This window comes from Arthrobacter ramosus (assembly GCF_039535095.1).
GTDB lineage: Bacteria > Actinomycetota > Actinomycetes > Actinomycetales > Micrococcaceae > Arthrobacter > Arthrobacter ramosus.
The window spans coordinates 3,125,764-3,144,130 of record NZ_BAAAWN010000001.1 but is presented as its reverse complement, the minus strand read 5'-3'; the positions used below and the strand labels follow the sequence as shown (position 1 = coordinate 3,144,130).

11 protein-coding genes and 3 rRNA genes are annotated in these 18,367 nt (G+C 61.5%); 13 read left to right on the top strand and 1 reads right to left on the bottom strand.

All coding sequences use genetic code 11. From position 1 onward, the window contains the following. Window positions 1-9 precede the first annotated feature (9 nt). The 4 genes from tyrS (at window position 10) to rrf (ending at window position 7,440) form a co-directional block, all read left to right on the top strand. On the top strand, window positions 10-1,320 hold the full coding sequence (gene tyrS, locus ABD742_RS14560) for a tyrosine--tRNA ligase (RefSeq protein WP_234753169.1): 1,311 nt from the start codon (window positions 10-12) through the stop codon (window positions 1,318-1,320). 555 nt (window positions 1,321-1,875) lie between these two features. After that, window positions 1,876-3,397, top strand: a 16S ribosomal RNA gene (locus ABD742_RS14555). Between the two features lie 604 nt (window positions 3,398-4,001). Then, window positions 4,002-7,140, top strand: a 23S ribosomal RNA gene (locus ABD742_RS14550). A gap of 183 nt (window positions 7,141-7,323) precedes the next feature. Next, window positions 7,324-7,440, top strand: a 5S ribosomal RNA gene (gene rrf / locus ABD742_RS14545). Together the 16S, 23S and 5S rRNA genes form the textbook arrangement of a ribosomal RNA operon. Window positions 7,441-8,041: 601 nt before the next feature. Here rrf and ABD742_RS14540 read toward each other — a convergent pair. Next, complete coding sequence (locus tag ABD742_RS14540; protein ID WP_344788328.1) at window positions 8,042-9,055, bottom strand: hypothetical protein; 1,014 nt, start codon at window positions 9,053-9,055, stop codon at window positions 8,042-8,044. Window positions 9,056-9,109: 54 nt separating this feature from the next. On the opposite strand from ABD742_RS14540, the gene ABD742_RS14535 reads away from it, so the two are divergent. From ABD742_RS14535 to xerD, 9 genes are all read left to right on the top strand, one after another. After that, window positions 9,110-9,940: a hypothetical protein gene (locus ABD742_RS14535; RefSeq protein ID WP_234753738.1), complete on the top strand. Its 831-nt coding sequence runs from the start codon at window positions 9,110-9,112 to the stop codon at window positions 9,938-9,940. Further along, on the top strand, window positions 9,933-10,922 hold the full coding sequence (locus tag ABD742_RS14530; protein ID WP_234753739.1) for an HAD-IIA family hydrolase: 990 nt from the start codon (window positions 9,933-9,935) through the stop codon (window positions 10,920-10,922). The genes ABD742_RS14535 and ABD742_RS14530 overlap by 8 nt, the downstream gene beginning before the upstream one ends. Window positions 10,923-10,931: 9 nt before the next feature. Next, window positions 10,932-11,156 carry a hypothetical protein gene (locus ABD742_RS14525; protein WP_234753740.1) on the top strand — a complete coding sequence of 75 codons (225 nt, stop codon included), beginning with the start codon at window positions 10,932-10,934 and terminating at the stop codon, window positions 11,154-11,156. 2 nt (window positions 11,157-11,158) lie between these two features. Continuing rightward, a complete protein-coding gene (locus tag ABD742_RS14520; protein ID WP_234753741.1) occupies window positions 11,159-11,971 on the top strand; it encodes a TlyA family RNA methyltransferase in 813 nt (270 codons plus the stop codon). Window positions 11,972-11,984: 13 nt separating this feature from the next. Continuing rightward, window positions 11,985-13,007 carry an NAD kinase gene (locus ABD742_RS14515; RefSeq protein WP_234753742.1) on the top strand — a complete coding sequence of 341 codons (1,023 nt, stop codon included), beginning with the start codon at window positions 11,985-11,987 and terminating at the stop codon, window positions 13,005-13,007. 3 nt (window positions 13,008-13,010) lie between these two features. Beyond that, the gene (gene recN / locus ABD742_RS14510) at window positions 13,011-14,750 is read left to right on the top strand and encodes a DNA repair protein RecN (RefSeq protein ID WP_234753743.1); all 1,740 of its coding nucleotides are present in this window, start codon (window positions 13,011-13,013) and stop codon (window positions 14,748-14,750) included. A gap of 211 nt (window positions 14,751-14,961) precedes the next feature. Then, window positions 14,962-16,704, top strand: coding sequence for a CTP synthase (pyrG, locus tag ABD742_RS14505; protein WP_234753744.1), 1,743 nt, complete (start codon window positions 14,962-14,964; stop codon window positions 16,702-16,704). Window positions 16,705-16,731: 27 nt separating this feature from the next. After that, on the top strand, window positions 16,732-17,394 hold the full coding sequence (locus ABD742_RS14500) for an NUDIX domain-containing protein (protein ID WP_234753745.1): 663 nt from the start codon (window positions 16,732-16,734) through the stop codon (window positions 17,392-17,394). A 2-nt stretch (window positions 17,395-17,396) separates the two neighbouring features. Next, window positions 17,397-18,359, top strand: coding sequence for a site-specific tyrosine recombinase XerD (gene xerD, locus ABD742_RS14495; protein ID WP_234753746.1), 963 nt, complete (start codon window positions 17,397-17,399; stop codon window positions 18,357-18,359). Window positions 18,360-18,367: the final 8 nt, after the last annotated feature.

Below are 18,367 nucleotides of genomic sequence, written 5' to 3'. Positions count from 1 at the left end.
TTAGAACTCGTGTCACACGTAAACAACCTCGAGTCCCAGCACAACGACCCGGGCTTTGCCAATATCTGGCAAGAGCTCAAATGGCGCGGCCTTATCCACGTTTCCACTGATGAAACGGAATTGGAAAAGCTGCTCGGCGGGGACCCGATCACGTATTACTGTGGCTTCGACCCCACGGCTCCGTCCCTGCACCTTGGCAACCTTGTCCAGCTCCTGCTCATGCGCCGCCTGCAGTTGGCCGGCCACAAGCCGCTCGGCCTGGTGGGCGGCTCCACCGGCCTGATCGGCGATCCGCGCCCGACGGCGGAACGCACCTTGAACACCAAGGACACCGTTTCGGAGTGGGTTGGCTACCTTCAGGCCCAGGTCCGCCGCTTCCTCAGCTTCGAGGGGGACAATGCGGCACGCATGGTGAACAACCTTGACTGGACCGCGCCCCTGAGTGCCATCGATTTCCTGCGCGAAATCGGCAAGCACTTCCGCGTGGGTACCATGCTCCGCAAGGATGCCGTTGCCTCCCGCCTCAGCTCTGATGAGGGCATCAGCTACACCGAGTTCAGCTACCAGATCCTGCAGGGCATGGATTACCTCCAGCTCAACCGCGACTACGGTTGCGTGCTTCAGACCGGCGGCTCGGACCAGTGGGGCAACCTCACGAGTGGCACGGAGCTCATCCGCAAGGTCGACGGCAAGGTTGTCCACGCCCTGGGCACACCCCTCATTACCAACTCGGACGGCACCAAGTTCGGTAAGAGCGAAGGCAACGCCATTTGGCTGGACGCCCACATGTGCAGCCCCTACGCCTTCTACCAGTTCTGGCTCAACACCGCGGATGCCGACGTCGTTGACCGCCTCAAGGTCTTCACTTTCCTTAGCCGCGCCGAGATTGAGGAACTTGGAGCCGCTGTTGCCGAGCGCCCGTTCGCCCGCGAGGGCCAGCGCAGGCTCGCCTACGAAGTCACTTCGCTGGTGCACGGAGTCGACGCGACGGAAAAGGTGATCGCTGCTTCGGCTGCGCTGTTCGGCAATGGCGATCTCTCGGTTCTGGACGAAGTGACCTTGGCGTCCGCAACGGCCGAGCTGCCGTCTGCCTCGATCGGCGCGGACGGCCTGGGCATCGTCGACCTCCTGGTTGCTTCCGGACTCTCCGAGAGCAAGTCCGCTGCCCGACGCACGGTGGGGGAGGGCGGCGCCTACGTGAACAACAGCAAGGTGACCGACCCCGACGCCGTGATCGACCAGGCGGAACTGCTTCACGGCCGGTACCTTTTGTTGCGCCGCGGGAAGAAGAATCTGGCCACTGTGGAAGTGACCGTCTGACGCCTTCTGACTCCATGGCGTATTCCTCTCTTGTGCGGGGGTGTGCCAAGACGGACTATTGCACGCTCCTCAGGGCCGACTTGCGCGGCTCCGGGGGAGCGTGTATCGTTTTCTGAGTCGCTGCCGCTGAAGCGGATAAATTGCGACAAAATCCCATGGAACGTGAATAGTCCGATTTAGACCAAAAGTCTGGGAATCGGATAATTTATCGACTCTGTGGGGAAATTCAATTCACTTGGATGAATTTCCGGAGAAATCCTGGATTTGCAAAGTGGAAATGAATGAAATAAAGTAGAAACATCGCAGCGAGGAAATGCGGAACATCGAATTCAATTGAATTTGTTCCGAGGAGTAATCGGATTGTGTCTGTTGTTTGAGAACTCAATAGTGTGCCAAGTTTGTTGATACCGATTTGTTTTTATGAATTGGTTGTTTTGGCTGGTTCTGTGTCGCTTCGGTGGTGCGGGGCTGGTTTTTTACAGCTGGTTTCAAATTTTGTGCAGCTCTTCCGCCGTTATTTCCGGTGGTTGTGGTTGTGTCTGTTTTTGTTTTACTTCAACGGAGAGTTTGATCCTGGCTCAGGATGAACGCTGGCGGCGTGCTTAACACATGCAAGTCGAACGATGATCCGGTGCTTGCGCCGGGGATTAGTGGCGAACGGGTGAGTAACACGTGAGTAACCTGCCCTTGACTCTGGGATAAGCCTGGGAAACTGGGTCTAATACCGGATATGACTGCTCCGCGCATGCGGTGGTGGTGGAAAGCTTTTGCGGTTTTGGATGGACTCGCGGCCTATCAGCTTGTTGGTGGGGTAATGGCCTACCAAGGCGACGACGGGTAGCCGGCCTGAGAGGGTGACCGGCCACACTGGGACTGAGACACGGCCCAGACTCCTACGGGAGGCAGCAGTGGGGAATATTGCACAATGGGCGGAAGCCTGATGCAGCGACGCCGCGTGAGGGATGACGGCCTTCGGGTTGTAAACCTCTTTCAGTAGGGAAGAAGCGAAAGTGACGGTACCTGCAGAAGAAGCGCCGGCTAACTACGTGCCAGCAGCCGCGGTAATACGTAGGGCGCAAGCGTTATCCGGAATTATTGGGCGTAAAGAGCTCGTAGGCGGTTTGTCGCGTCTGCTGTGAAAGACCGGGGCTCAACTCCGGTTCTGCAGTGGGTACGGGCAGACTAGAGTGATGTAGGGGAGACTGGAATTCCTGGTGTAGCGGTGAAATGCGCAGATATCAGGAGGAACACCGATGGCGAAGGCAGGTCTCTGGGCATTAACTGACGCTGAGGAGCGAAAGCATGGGGAGCGAACAGGATTAGATACCCTGGTAGTCCATGCCGTAAACGTTGGGCACTAGGTGTGGGGGACATTCCACGTTTTCCGCGCCGTAGCTAACGCATTAAGTGCCCCGCCTGGGGAGTACGGCCGCAAGGCTAAAACTCAAAGGAATTGACGGGGGCCCGCACAAGCGGCGGAGCATGCGGATTAATTCGATGCAACGCGAAGAACCTTACCAAGGCTTGACATGAACCGGTAACGCCTGGAAACAGGTGCCCCGCTTGCGGTCGGTTTACAGGTGGTGCATGGTTGTCGTCAGCTCGTGTCGTGAGATGTTGGGTTAAGTCCCGCAACGAGCGCAACCCTCGTTCTATGTTGCCAGCGGTTCGGCCGGGGACTCATAGGAGACTGCCGGGGTCAACTCGGAGGAAGGTGGGGACGACGTCAAATCATCATGCCCCTTATGTCTTGGGCTTCACGCATGCTACAATGGCCGGTACAAAGGGTTGCGATACTGTGAGGTGGAGCTAATCCCAAAAAGCCGGTCTCAGTTCGGATTGGGGTCTGCAACTCGACCCCATGAAGTCGGAGTCGCTAGTAATCGCAGATCAGCAACGCTGCGGTGAATACGTTCCCGGGCCTTGTACACACCGCCCGTCAAGTCACGAAAGTTGGTAACACCCGAAGCCGGTGGCCTAACCCTTGTGGGGGGAGCCGTCGAAGGTGGGACCGGCGATTGGGACTAAGTCGTAACAAGGTAGCCGTACCGGAAGGTGCGGCTGGATCACCTCCTTTCTAAGGAGCACCATTATCATTCCCGTGGTTGCCGCATGGTGGCTGTGGGGGTGTGTGGAAGCAAAGCCCATTGCGCAGGCGTCTGTTCTGCGGTGGGTGCTCATGGGTGGAATATCAGCAGATAGCGGCCGGTTGGTTCTTTCCCGCCCCTAGTACGGATGCTTTCGTTCCTTTTGGTTCGGGTGTCTTGGAACGGTGCGGGTGGGGGTGAGCCGGTTTTTCGTGTTTGGCACACTGTTGGGTCCTGAGGCAACAGGGCCGTGGCGTGGGGTGCGTGGCCTGTTTGGGTTTGCGTGTCTTGTGTCGCGGGTTTGGGTGTTTCTGGTTTCCTGGCTGCATGGTCCGTGCGTTGGTGGCTGTCCCTGTTTTCGGGGGTGGTTGGTGCGGGGGGTGTGGTACGGGGTTGTTGTTTGAGAACTACATAGTGGACGCGAGCATCTAGGCACGCGCATGGTCATTGCTTCCTTTCGGGGGTGGTGGGGTGTGTGTGTCTTACAGCAATTTCTTTTTATGAACCTGGATCCGGCCGCGTGGTGCATCCTTTCGGGGTGTGTGGCGTGGCGTGGTTTCCGTGGTTCTCTCGAGAAGTTTTTTGATCTTGTGTGGTCAAGTTTTTAAGGGCACACGGTGGATGCCTTGGCATTAGGAGCCGAAGAAGGACGTAGGAATCTGCGATAAGCCTGGGGGAGTTGATAACCGAACGGTGATCCCAGGATGTCCGAATGGGGAAACCCCGCCAGACGCGTTTTTCGTGATCTGGTGACCCGCATCTGAACACATAGGGTGCGTGGGGGGAACGCGGGGAAGTGAAACATCTCAGTACCCGCAGGAAGAGAAAACAAGAGTGATTCCGTTAGTAGTGGCGAGCGAACGCGGATGAGGCTAAACCGTTCCATGTGTGATAGCCGGCGGGCGTTGCATGGGCGGGGTTGTGGGACTTTCCGTACTGGTTCTGCCGGACCGGTGGGGTGAGAGTGCAGACATAGGTGAACGGTCTTGAAAGGCCGGCCGGAGAGGGTGTTAGCCCCGTAACCGTAATGTTGTGTGCCGCCTGGAGAGGATCCCAAGTAGCACGGGGCCCGAGAAATCCCGTGTGAATCTGTCAGGACCACCTGATAAGCCTAAATACTTCCTAATGACCGATAGCGGACCAGTACCGTGAGGGAAAGGTGAAAAGTACCCCGGGAGGGGAGTGAAACAGTACCTGAAACCGTGTGCTTACAATCCGTCGGAGCAACCTTGTAGTTGTGACGGCGTGCCTTTTGAAGAATGAGCCTGCGAGTTAGTGTTACGTCGCGAGGTTAACCCGTGTGGGGTAGCCGTAGCGAAAGCGAGTCTGAACAGGGCGAGTGTAGTGGCGTGATCTAGACCCGAAGCGGAGTGATCTACCCATGGCCAGGTTGAAGCGACGGTAAGACGTCGTGGAGGACCGAACCCACTTCAGTTGAAAATGGAGGGGATGAGCTGTGGGTAGGGGTGAAAGGCCAATCAAACTCCGTGATAGCTGGTTCTCCCCGAAATGCATTTAGGTGCAGCGTTGCGTGTTTCTTGCCGGAGGTAGAGCTACTGGATGGCCGATGGGCCCTACAAGGTTACTGACGTCAGCCAAACTCCGAATGCCGGTAAGTGAGAGCGCAGCAGTGAGACTGTGGGGGATAAGCTTCATAGTCGAGAGGGAAACAGCCCAGACCACCAACTAAGGCCCCTAAGCGTGTGCTAAGTGGGAAAGGATGTGGAGTTGCGAAGACAACCAGGAGGTTGGCTTAGAAGCAGCCATCCTTGAAAGAGTGCGTAATAGCTCACTGGTCAAGTGATTCCGCGCCGACAATGTAGCGGGGCTCAAGTACACCGCCGAAGTTGTGGATTTCAGATAGTAGACAAGCCTTCGTGGTTCAGTCGTCTGGAGTGGTAGGGGAGCGTCGTGTGGGCGGTGAAGTCGCGGTGTAAACCAGCGGTGGAGCCTACACGAGTGAGAATGCAGGCATGAGTAGCGAAAGACGGGTGAGAAACCCGTCCGCCGAATGATCAAGGGTTCCAGGGTCAAGCTAATCTGCCCTGGGTAAGTCGGGACCTAAGGCGAGGCCGACAGGCGTAGTCGATGGACAACGGGTTGATATTCCCGTACCGGCGAAGGACCGCCCATGCCAAGCGGGGGATACTAACCGCCCGGAGCCTGCCCAATCACCCTTGTGGTGTGCGGGTTTTGGCCGAGCGCGGGACCTGATCCCGGGAGGTAAGCGTATTAACAGGTGTGACGCAGGAAGGTAGCCGGGCCGGGCGATGGTTGCCCCGGTCTAAGGATGTAGGGTCAGCGATAGGCAAATCCGTCGCTGTGTCTTTGATGACGTTCCTGAGATCTGATGGGACCCCCGTCATGGGGGGATCCGGTGATCCTATGCTGCCTAGAAAAGCATCGGCGCGAGGTTCTAGCCGCCCGTACCCCAAACCGACACAGGTGATCAGGTAGAGAATACCAAGGCGATCGAGAGAATTATGGTTAAGGAACTCGGCAAAATGCCCCCGTAACTTCGGGAGAAGGGGGGCCCCAACCTTGAACACCACTTGCTGGTGGGAGGGGATCGGGGCCGCAGAGACCAGGGGGAAGCGACTGTTTACTAAAAACACAGGTCCGTGCGAAGTCGCAAGACGATGTATACGGACTGACTCCTGCCCGGTGCTGGAAGGTTAAGAGGACCGGTTAGCCGCAAGGCGAAGCTGAGAATTCAAGCCCCAGTAAACGGCGGTGGTAACTATAACCATCCTAAGGTAGCGAAATTCCTTGTCGGGTAAGTTCCGACCTGCACGAATGGAGTAACGACTTCCCCGCTGTCTCAACCATAAACTCGGCGAAATTGCAGTACGAGTAAAGATGCTCGTTACGCGCAGCAGGACGGAAAGACCCCGAGACCTTTACTATAGTTTGGTATTGGTGTTCGGAGTGGCTTGTGTAGGATAGGTGGGAGACGTTGAAGCCCGGACGCCAGTTCGGGTGGAGTCATCGTTGAAATACCACTCTGGTCACTTTGGACATCTAACTTCGGCCCGTGATCCGGGTCAGGGACAGTGCCTGATGGGTAGTTTAACTGGGGCGGTTGCCTCCTAAAAAGTAACGGAGGCGCCCAAAGGTTCCCTCAGCCTGGTTGGCAATCAGGTGTCGAGTGTAAGTGCACAAGGGAGCTTGACTGTGAGAGAGACATCTCAAGCAGGGACGAAAGTCGGGACTAGTGATCCGGCGGTACATTGTGGAATGGCCGTCGCTCAACGGATAAAAGGTACCTCGGGGATAACAGGCTGATCTTGCCCAAGAGTCCATATCGACGGCATGGTTTGGCACCTCGATGTCGGCTCGTCGCATCCTGGGGCTGGAGTAGGTCCCAAGGGTTGGGCTGTTCGCCCATTAAAGCGGTACGCGAGCTGGGTTTAGAACGTCGTGAGACAGTTCGGTCCCTATCCGCTGCGCGCGCAGGAAATTTGAGAAGGGCTGTCCTTAGTACGAGAGGACCGGGACGGACGAACCTCTGGTGTGTCAGTTGTACTGCCAAGTGCACCGCTGATTAGCTACGTTCGGATGGGATAACCGCTGAAAGCATCTAAGCGGGAAGCTCGCTTCAAGATGAGATTTCCATGCACCTCGTGTGTGAGAGGCCCCCAGCCAGACCACTGGGTTGATAGGCCGGATGTGGAAGACAGGACCAAAGACTGTTGAAGCTGACCGGTACTAATAGGCCGACAACTTACACCACACAAACACGATCACTGCTTGCGTCCACTATGTGGTTCCCGAACAACAACCCGCCACCGGTTTGTTGCTCCAGGAACCGAACAACTGAATAACAACACCACCGAACCCCTCAAACGGGTTTGGACAAGTTGTAACCACCAGTCTTCCCGCCCCGCACCCCGTGCGGCGGACCGGGTAACAGGGTTACGGCGGTCATAGCGTGGGGGAAACGCCCGGTCCCATTCCGAACCCGGAAGCTAAGACCCACAGCGCCGATGGTACTGCACCCGGGAGGGTGTGGGAGAGTAGGACACCGCCGGACAACCATTAACGGTCAGGCCCCGACACCACGTGTCGGGGCCTGCACCATTTAACACCCCGGCCCCCACGAACCGTGAAGAGCCCGCAAACCCCGGCTCACCTATGAGCCGGTTTCCACCAACGCCGGCTCACGTATGTGCCGGAAAACCCAAACCCCGGCTCACGTATGTGCCGGAAATCCCAAACCCCGGCTCACGTATGTGCCGGAAATCCGAAACCCCGGCTCACGTATGTGCCGGAAATCCCAAACCCCGGCTCACCCATGAGCCGGGCCGGCCAGTGCCCCCACCCGCCCTCAGCGGAAGTGAGCGGGCGTCGGGCCGGGACCGGTTGTATGTGAGCGGGCGTTGTTTGAGGATTCCGACCATTTGGCAGCCCAAGGCGCCTGCACTCCGCCCTTGGACTCGGATCTCCCAGCCAGCCGAAGGGGGCTCCGTCATGCCTGGGGTTGTGATGATTCCCACGGGAAGCTGAATAGGGGCCCTTCGAATGCGTTCGCGGATGGCTGTTCACCTAGAATTACATAAGAGATACGAGCCGGATCCCGGCGGCGTGAGAACAAAACACGGATAAGAGCGGCTGCGCATGCGCCAGTGGTCAGCTCACAACAGGAGGAATCCATCATGGCTGAGCACAACGGCGGCAACCGCGGGAACTTCGGCGGTGGCCGTGGTGATCGCGGTCCGTTCCGCGCCAACAACAATTCCGGGGGCGACCCGCGAGGATTCCGTTCCAAGGACAACCGTGACGGCGCTCCCGGCGCTGCCGGCGGCGATCGTGACCGCAAGCCGTTTGGTGATCGCGATCGTAAGCCGGCTGGTGATGGTGAGCGCCGTAGTTTTGGTGATCGTCCGCGTCGTGATGGGGATACGCGCCCGAGTTTTGGTGATCGTGATCGTAAGCCGTTTGGTGATCGTCCGAGCCGTGAGGGCGACCGTGACCGCAAGCCCTTTGGCGATCGCGACCGCAAACCTTTTGGTGATCGTCCGCGGCGTGATGGGGATGCGCGCCCGAGTTTTGGTGATCGTGATCGTAAGCCGTTTGGTGATCGTCCGAGTCGTGAGGGTGATCGTGACCGCAAGCCCTTTGGCGACCGCGATCGCAAGCCTTTTGGTGATCGTCCGAGTCGTGAAGGCGACCGTGACCGCAAGCCCTTTGGCGACCGCGATCGCAAGCCTTTTGGTGATCGTCCGAGTCGTGAAGGCGACCGTGACCGCAAGCCCTTTGGCGACCGCGATCGCAAGCCCTTTGGTGATCGTCCGAGTCGTGAAGGCGACCGTGACCGCAAGCCCTTTGGCGACCGTGACCGCAAGCCCTTTGGCGACCGCGACCGCAAGCCCTTTGGCGACCGCGACCGTAAGCCGTTCGGCGACCGTCCGCGCCGCGAAGGCGACGGAGAGCGCCGTAGCTTCGGCGATCGCCCCGAGCGCGGTCCCCGCAAGTTCGATGGCCCACGTACCGAGGGACGTAGCTTCGGCGGCGGATCCTGGGAAGATCGTCCCGCTCGGGTTCCGAACGCCGCGGATCTGCGCAGCGCCAACCGCCCGGACCGCGAGCGTTCCCCGGAGATCGACGACGACGTTACGGGCCAGGAGCTCGACCGGGTCACCAAGCACCAGATCAAGACCCTTGAAGGGACCAATGCCGATTGGGTCGCGAAGCACCTGGTGATGGCGGGCCGCCTCATCGATATCGACCCTGAGCTGTCCTTCCAGCACGCCTTGGCCGCTAGCCGCCGTGGCGGACGCTTGGCCGCCGTCCGTGAGGCTGTGGGCCTGACCGCCTACGCTGCTGGTCACTATGGCGAGGCGCTTCGCGAATTCCGCACCTACCGCCGGATCAGCGGCTCCAACGTCCATTTGCCCCTCATGGCTGACTGCGAACGCGGCCTGGGGCGGCCGGACCGTGCGCTGGACGTCGTCCGTTCTCCCGAAGCACAGGACCTCGACGCCCCCGGCAAGGTTGAGCTGGCGATTGTCGCCTCGGGAGCCAGGACCGACCTTGGACAGTTGGACGCCGCAGTGGCCGAGCTGGAGATCATCCAGCTCGACATCAACCGCGCCTTCTCCTACAGCCCGCGCCTGTTCCGTGCCTACGCAGACGCCCTGACGGCAGTGGGTCGCACGGAAGAAGCCGGCAAGTGGCAGCGCCAGGCAGTCGTGGCTGAAAATGCCCTCGGCGTTGGAGACTTCAAGGACCCGGACATCATCGACCTCGGCGAGGACGATGAAAACGAAGCTCGCAAGCCTCGTTTCCGGAACATCGAAGAGGACACGCAGCGAGCCGGAGACAGCAAGTCCGAGGCTGCGCCCGCAAGCGCGGAGACGGTCATTGGCTCTGAAGCCACCGAACAAGACGACGTGGAACTCGACGACGTTGAGTCTGACTACTTTGAGTCCGACGACGCCGAGTCGGACCGCGATTCCGTCGAGGACTCCGAAGAGGACGAGGAAGACGGAGAAAAGGCTTCCGAGGGCGGCGAAGAGACCAAGAATGACTGAGGCCTCACTGGTTTCGCAATTCGACGCCGTTCTGTCCGATCTGGACGGAGTTGTCTACGCAGGTCCGCATGCCATTCCCGGCGCTGTGGAGTCCCTGCAGCGGCTCGAATCGGTCGGGGTGTGCCTGGGCTATGTAACCAACAACGCCTCGCGTACCCCGGCACAGGTTGCCGCGCATCTTCGTGAACTTGGCGCGCCGGCTGAGGACAACCAAGTGGTCAGTTCTTCGCAGGCCGCCGGGGATCTTTTGGCCGGACTCCTTGCTCCGGGTTCGCGCGTGATGATCACCGGCAGTCCGGCGCTGGCCCACGAAGTCGAACTCGTGGGCCTCACGCCAGTCCACAGCGCCAAAGAGAACCCTGTGGCTGTGGTCCAGGGCTTCAACCCGGAAATCGGGTGGAAGGATCTGGCCGAGGCGTCCTACGTTGTTGCCGCAGGCGCCCTCTGGGTGGCTACCAATACGGACATGTCCATTCCCCAGGCCCGCGGGATTGCTCCTGGAAACGGCACCCTCGTTGCCGCCGTCGCGTCTGCCACGGGAAAACAGCCGCGGGTCGCTGGCAAGCCGGAGGCCCCGCTCTTCCACTCGGCGGCACGGAGGCTGAAGTCAGAGCGCCCGATCGTTGTCGGAGACCGGCTGGACACCGACATCCTTGGCGGCAACCGTGCGGGCTTCGCGACGGCGGCCGTGCTCACCGGCGTCGACACGCCTGAGTCAATCCTGGCTGCACGCAGCTCGGAACGCCCCGGCTACTTGCTGGCTGATCTCACGGAACTGCACGAGCCGTACCCCGAGATCGTCGAGGACGACAGCACGTTCCGCTGCGGAAAGGCAACTGCCGAAGTCCAAGATGGTCTCATCACCGTGACCGGGTCCGAGAAGGATCTGGACGCCTGGCGTGCTGCGTGCGCCGCCTGGTGGGCCGCCAATCCCGACGCGGCAGAGGCTACATCGCCGCGGCTCGAATGGCTGGAAAACTAGACTGGTCCAATGAGCGAGTTGAACGATCACCCGGAGAGTGCCGTCGACATGGACGGCCTAGGACCGCACGATGCCCCATGGCCGGACGACACGGCCGCTACAGGTGACGCAGCCGTGGATTCCGCCTTGGAGCGACTGGCGGGCATCACCGCTGTGCCGGTGGCCGAGCACAGCGGTATCTACGCCGAGATCCACGACTCCCTGATGGCGTCCCTCGACGACGAAGAACGCTGAGCATGGCCAGACTCGACCAGGAACTCGTCAGCCGTGGATTGGCGAGATCGCGGACCCATGCCGCGAAACTTATTGCGGACGGAAAAGTCAGTTCCGGGGGAAGTGTTCTCGCCAAGGCAGCGCAACAAGTCTCCGAAGAGACGGAAATTGATGTTCAAGCCCGCGCCGAGGACGTTTACGCCAGCCGCGCCGGACACAAACTGGCCGGGGCGCTGGAGGCGTTCCCTTCCGTTCTTGTGGAAGGGAAGCGGTGCCTCGACGCCGGAGCCTCCACCGGTGGCTTCACTGACGTGCTGCTCCGGCAAGGTGCCGCGCATGTAGTGGCGGTCGACGTCGGGCATGACCAGTTGGTGCCGTCCCTGCGGAACGATCCCCGCGTCGCAGTCCATGAGGGACTCAACGTCCGCTACATGACGCCCGAGCAGATCGGCGGCCCGGCAGCGCTCACTGTGGCAGACCTGTCCTTCATTTCCCTGACCTTGGTTCTGCATCCGCTCGCGGCATGCACCGAACCCGGGGGCGACCTCGTGCTTATGGTCAAGCCGCAATTCGAGGTCGGCAAGGAACGGCTGAGCCGCACGGGCGTCGTCACCTCCGATCATGAACGGCACCGCGCGGTGGCCCAAGTCGCCAAAGCGGCCGTGGACGCAGGGCTTGAACTCTGTGGCCTGGCAGCCAGTCCCTTGCCGGGCCAGGACGGAAATGTGGAGTACTTCCTGTGGATAAAACGCAGGATGCAGTCGGACTTGCCTAAGATCGAAGAGCGGGACGAGGAAGTTGCTGCACTGATGGAACGAATCTGGACCACCCACTAGAAAGCAGAACACCATGAGCAGGCGCGTTTTGGTCCTTGCCCACACCGGGCGTGAGGACTCCCTTCGCGCGGCTTGGGATGCCTGCGGGCAGCTCCACTACTCCGGCCTGATCCCCGTGATGCAGAAGTCTGAACTGGACGACATCGAGCGGTTCTTTGGTGTGGTGGATAAGCCGATCGAGATACTCCACGAGGATGTCCGGTTGGAGGACGTCGAACTCGTCATGGTTCTTGGCGGCGACGGCACTATCCTGCGCGCGGCCGAGCTGGTCCGCAACGTCGATGTTCCCCTGTTGGGCGTCAACCTCGGGCATGTCGGCTTCCTTGCCGAGAGCGAGCGGGCCGATCTTGCCCAGACCGTCGAGTGGATTGCCAGCCGTGAATACACGGTGGAAGAGCGCATGACCATCGATGTCCAGGTGTGGGTCCGTGGCCAAAAGATCTGGCATACGTGGGCCCTCAACGAAGCCGCCATTGAAAAGGCTGACCGGGAGCGCATGATCGAGGTGGTGACCGAAGTGGATGAACGTCCGCTGACGTCTTTCGGCTGTGATGGAGTGGTGCTTGCTACCCCTACGGGCTCCACGGCCTATGCCTTCTCATCCGGCGGGCCGGTGGTGTGGCCCGAGGTGGAGGCCCTGGTGATTGTCCCCATTAGCGCCCATGCCCTCTTCGCGAAGCCCCTCGTGGTTTCGCCGCGGTCCAGGCTGGCTGTGGAGATCCTCACCCGGACCGACGCCCAAGGCGTGCTTTGGTGCGATGGCCGTCGTTCCGTGGATCTGCCGCCCGGCGCCCGGATCGAAGTGACCCGGTCCACCCGGCCTGTACGGCTTGCCCGCACCCACCAGACCCCGTTTTCGGCGCGGCTCGTGCGGAAGTTTGAGCTCCCCATTCACGGCTGGCGGGGTCCGGCACCCCGTTCGGCTGACATCCACACCGGTCCTACCCCCGTGATCAGGACCTTCAAGCCCAGCCCTTTGCAGGCCCCCCAGGACGTGCGGACGGGCAGAGCGGCCGACCCCACAAAGGAGATGTAAACCATGATCGAGGAACTCCGGATCCGTGATCTCGGCGTCATCACCGACGCCACGTTGCCGTTGGGGCCCGGCCTGAGTGTCGTCACGGGTGAAACCGGTGCCGGCAAGACTATGGTGGTCACCGCCGTCGGCCTCCTCTTGGGAGCGCGGTCCGACGCCGGCGCGGTGCGCTCCGGTGCCAAGTCGGCCTCTGCGGAGGCCCGGCTCTTGCTTGATCCGGGGCACGCCGCCGTGGAGCGGGCCGTGGAGGCCGGCGGCGACGCGGAAGAGTACGACGGCGGCACCCAGCTCATGCTGGCCCGCACCGTGGGCGCAGACGGCCGCAGCCGTGCTTTCGTGGGCGGGCGGTCGGCGCCTGTGGGCGTGTTGGCGGAACTCGGCGAGAGCCTGGTGGTGGTGCATGGCCAGTCGGACCAGATACGGCTCAAGGGTGCCGTCGCGCAGCGGCAGGCACTGGACCGCTTCGCCGGGACCGACCTCGCCGCGACGCTCACGGAATACCAGGAGCTTTACGGCCATTGGAAGTCCATCCAAGCGGAGCTCGACACCCTTCGCGGCGAGGCCCGGGAAAGGCTGCGCGAGGCGGAATCGCTCGCGGTCGCGCTCAACGAAATCGACGACGTCGATCCACAGCCGGGCGAGGACGAATCCCTCAAGGCCGAGGCAGTGAAGCTCGCGAACGTGGAAGAGCTCCGCATCGCCGCCGCGGCAGCGCACGAAGCCCTGATCTCGGAGGAATTCGGCGAAACAGCCGATGCCACGACGCTCATTGACTCGGCCAAACGGGCGCTGGACCAGGTTTCCGAACACGACGAAGCGTTGGCGGGAGCCGCCGCACGGCTCGCCGAAATCGGCTTCCTCATCAACGACATCGCGGGGGAACTGTCCAGCTACCAAGCATCCCTGGACTCCGAAGGACCCGAACGGCTCTCGGAGATCGAGGAGCGGCGCGCAGCACTGGCCAAACTCATCCGGAAGTACGCTCCGAGCATCGACGAGGTCTTGGAATGGGCAGCAGCTTCGAGGACCCGGCTGGACGAACTGCAGGATGACTCGAGCCGAATCGAAGCCCTTGACGCCGAGGTGACCGCTGCGGAGTCCACGCTGCGAAGGCAAGCCGCGCGCATCTCGAAGTCGCGATCGAAGGCGGCCAAAGACCTTTCTGCGCGCGTGAGTGCGGAACTCACCGCCCTTGCCATGGCCGATGCAACCCTGGTGATCGAGGTGGACAGCCAAGGACAGTTGGGGCCGCACGGCGTCGACGACATCTCTTTCCTCCTGCAACCGCACTCAGGTGCCCCTGCCCGCCCCCTGGGCAAGGGGGCGTCCGGTGGTGAGTTGTCCCGCGTCATGCTTGCTATCGAAGTGGTCCTCGCCGCCGTTGATCCGGTGCCCACCTTCGTCTTTGACGAAGTAGATGCCGGAGTGGGCGGGCGTGCCGCCGTCGAGATCGGACGCCGGCTTGCCATGCTGGCCCGCCACGTCCAGGTGCTGGTGGTAACCCATCTCCCGCAGGTGGCCGCCTTCGCCGACCAACACATTCGGGTCACCAAGACCTCGGTCAGGGGAAGCGACGGCAAGACCGCCACGGGCTTCACGTCCAGCGACGTCCAGCTCCTCGATGACGAGGAACGCGTGAAGGAGCTTGCGAGGATGCTGGCAGGTCAGGAAGACTCGGAGTCTGCGCGGGCTCATGCCCAGGAGTTGCTGGACGACGCGAAGCTTCTGCCCCAGCAGGCGTAGCCACCCGGCTGGGGTTTGGGACATCGGTCACATGAACGCTTTCGCCGGGCCGGGAGCACACTTCTGCGGTACCTGATCCCGCGCTGCGGATTCCCGGCCGGCTGAGCTGTTTTCCCCGGTCGGGTGGACTTTACTCTTGATCCTCGCCCCACGGCAGGGGACTATTGAGCATTTGGGAAAACGGCTAGCGGATCCTTTGGAGGCGCAATTGATGATAGGCTCGAATTCCGTGGTGCAGCGATCAAATTCCCGTGTAAATTCCCGGTTCCCGGGCTCGTCCAAGACGACCAAACACATCTTTGTCACTGGCGGTGTGGCGTCCTCGCTCGGTAAGGGACTGACGGCTTCGAGCCTCGGCCACTTGCTGCGGGCACGCGGTTTGTCTGTAACTATGCAGAAGCTCGATCCCTATCTGAACGTGGATCCGGGCACGATGAACCCCTTCCAGCACGGCGAAGTCTTCGTTACTGACGACGGCGCCGAAACCGACCTCGACATCGGACACTACGAGCGCTTCCTCGATGAAAACCTTGAGGGTTCGGCCAACGTCACGACCGGCCAGATCTACTCGACAGTCATCGCCAAGGAACGGCGAGGTGAGTACCTCGGCGACACCGTCCAGGTCATCCCGCACATCACGGATGAGATCAAGCGCCGCATGCGCCTCCCCGCTGAGGGCAAAAACGCTCCGGACGTCATCATCACCGAAATCGGCGGCACGGTTGGCGACATCGAGTCCCAGCCTTTCCTCGAGTCCGCACGCCAGGTCCGCCAGGACATCGGCCGCAACAACGTCTTTTTCCTCCACGTCTCCTTGGTGCCGTACATCGGCCCGTCACAGGAACTGAAGACCAAACCGACGCAGCACTCCGTTGCCGCCTTGCGCTCCCTCGGCATCCAGCCGGAAGCGATCGTGATCCGTTCGGACCGCGAAGTGCCCGACGCCATGCGCGAAAAGATCGGCCGCATGTGCGACGTCGATATTGACGCCGTGGTCAACGCCGCCGATGCTCCCAGCATCTACGACATCCCCAAGACGCTGCACTCCCAGGGCCTTGACTCCTACGTCGTCCGAGCCCTCGATCTCCCGTTCAAGGACGTCGACTGGACCAGCTGGGACAAGCTCCTCGAAGCAGTACACAACCCCAAGCACCATGTAGAAGTTGCCCTCGTGGGCAAGTACATCGACCTCCCGGACGCTTACCTGTCCGTGACCGAGGCCTTGCGTGCCGGTGGTTTCGCGAACGAAACCAAGGTCAAGATCCGCTGGGTCCCGTCCGACGAATGCGAAACCCTCGAAGGCGCCACCAAGTCCTTGGCCGGCGTCGACGCCATTTGTGTCCCCGGCGGCTTCGGTATCCGTGGCCTGGAGGGCAAGCTCGGCGCGCTCAAGTTCGCCCGCGAGACGAAGCTTCCGGTGCTGGGCCTTTGCCTCGGTCTTCAGTGCATGGTCATCGAGTACGCCCGCAATGTGGTCGGCCTCGAGGGTGCGTCCTCCAGCGAGTTCGAGCCCGACTCCAAGTACCCGGTCATCGCCACCATGGAGGAACAGCTCGACATCGTTGACGGCAAGGGCGACCTTGGCGGCACGATGCGCCTGGGCCTTTACGAAGCCAAGCTGGATGAAGGCTCCGTGGTTGCAGAGACCTACGGCGCTACAACCGTTAGCGAGCGTCACCGCCACCGCTACGAGGTCAACAACAAGTACCGCGAGCAGATCGCAGCCGAGGGACTCGTGTTCTCCGGAACGTCTCCCGATGGCAAGCTTGTTGAGTTCGTGGAACTGCCGCGCGAAGTACACCCGTACTACGTGGCAACACAGGCCCACCCCGAGCTCAGCTCCCGCCCCACGCGCCCCCACCCGCTGTTTGCCGGCCTCGTGAAGGCTGCGCTGGAGCGTCAGTCAGGCGTGGATTCGGCAGCAAAGTCAGCCCGCAAGGTAGCTGCAAAGTAATCGCTCACACAAACGAAGGACGGCGCGATGCCCGGTATTTCTGAAACCCCCAGCACTTTTCGGAAGGTTTCGGACATGCCGAGCCCGCGCCGTCTTTTGTCGTCCAGCAAGGTCTATGAAGGCCGGATCTGGGACGTCGTCAGTGACGCCTTCGAACTGGGCGAAGACACCGGTACTTTGGTCCGCGACTACATCGACCATCCCGGCGCTGTTGCGGTGCTGCCGATGAACGTCGACGGCGAAATCCTGTTGCTCAAGCAATATCGCCACCCCGTGGGCATGGATCTGTGGGAGATTCCTGCCGGGCTTCTTGACGTGGCCGGCGAAGACTTCGTCGTCGGCGCAGCCCGGGAGCTCGCGGAAGAGGCCGATCTTACGGCGGCCACGTGGAATGTCCTCGCGGACTTCTTCAACTCACCTGGCTCCTCGAGCGAGGCGATTCGAATCTATCTGGCCCGCGGATTGGGAGACGTGCCCGAGGCGGAACGGCACCTCCGCACGGAGGAGGAATCCGAAATCGAGCTTGTGTGGGTACCGCTCGACGAAGCTGTTTCAGCGGTGCTCGAAGGCCGCCTGCACAACCCGTCCGCCGTCGTCGGGATCCTCGCGGCGGCCGCCGCACGCGCCGACGGCTTCCGGAACCTGCGGCTGGCCAACGCTCCCTGGCCTGCCCACCCGAGCCAGCGCTGACCGTGCCCCAGCTCGCGGAGACCAGGGTCCAGACCGCCATTGACCGGGCCGTCACGGACTACCTGCAACACCTCGGCGTGGAACGAGGCCTCGCAAGCAACACTTTGTCCGCTTACCGCCGGGATCTGTCCCGCTATTCGAACTTCCTGGCAGGGTCCGGCGTCGACAACCCGGGCAATATCTCCCGCCACGATGTCACCGCCTTTGTCCAGGCCCTGGCCGACGGCTCCGACGGCGGAGCCGCACTCGGCGTCCGCTCTGCCGCACGCACCGTGGTTGCCGTCCGGGGGCTCCACAAGTTTTGGGCCCTTGAGGGGACGACGACGGCGGACCCCGCGAGCGATGTCCACCCGCCAATGCCGGGCAAGCGTCTGCCGAAGGCCATTAGCGTCGGCGAAGTGACACGGATCCTTGAGGCCGCCGGTGCCGATACGGCCACCGGGCTGAGGGACCGGGCCCTTTTGGAGTTCCTTTACTCCACGGGTGCCCGCATCAGCGAAGCGGTGGGCCTTGACGTCGACGATGTCTCCCTCGAAGCGGAAGCCGATGGTCCCGCGATCGTGCGGCTCTTCGGAAAAGGCTCCAAGGAGCGCTTGGTGCCGCTGGGGTCCTACGGTGCCCGTGCGGTCGGCTCCTACGTAGTTCGTGGAAGACCTGCGCTGGCCGCCAAGGGAAAAGGCACCCCGGCACTGTTCCTGAATGCCCGCGGAGGCCGGATCAGCCGGCAGAGTGCCTGGACCATTCTCAAGACTGCGGCAGAGAAGGCCAACATCACCAAGGACGTCTCGCCTCACACCCTGCGGCATTCGTTCGCCACACACCTGCTTGAGGGCGGCGCCGATGTCCGGGTGGTGCAGGAACTCCTGGGCCACGCCTCGGTGACCACCACGCAGGTGTACACCTTGGTCACTGCCGACACCTTGCGTGAGGTGTATGCGGCTGCGCATCCACGGGCGCTCGGCTGACGCCGGTC

Coding starts and splice junctions, on each gene's coding strand:
- ABD742_RS14515 (WP_234753742.1), top strand. CDS start 11,985: ATGAGCAGGCGCGTTTTGGTCCTTGCCCACACCGGGCGTGAGGACTCC.
- ABD742_RS14530 (WP_234753739.1), top strand. CDS start 9,933: ATGACTGAGGCCTCACTGGTTTCGCAATTCGACGCCGTTCTGTCCGAT.
- ABD742_RS14535 (WP_234753738.1), top strand. CDS start 9,110: ATGGCGGGCCGCCTCATCGATATCGACCCTGAGCTGTCCTTCCAGCAC.
- ABD742_RS14525 (WP_234753740.1), top strand. CDS start 10,932: ATGAGCGAGTTGAACGATCACCCGGAGAGTGCCGTCGACATGGACGGC.
- ABD742_RS14500 (WP_234753745.1), top strand. CDS start 16,732: ATGCCCGGTATTTCTGAAACCCCCAGCACTTTTCGGAAGGTTTCGGAC.
- recN (WP_234753743.1), top strand. CDS start 13,011: ATGATCGAGGAACTCCGGATCCGTGATCTCGGCGTCATCACCGACGCC.
- ABD742_RS14520 (WP_234753741.1), top strand. CDS start 11,159: ATGGCCAGACTCGACCAGGAACTCGTCAGCCGTGGATTGGCGAGATCG.
- pyrG (WP_234753744.1), top strand. CDS start 14,962: ATGATAGGCTCGAATTCCGTGGTGCAGCGATCAAATTCCCGTGTAAAT.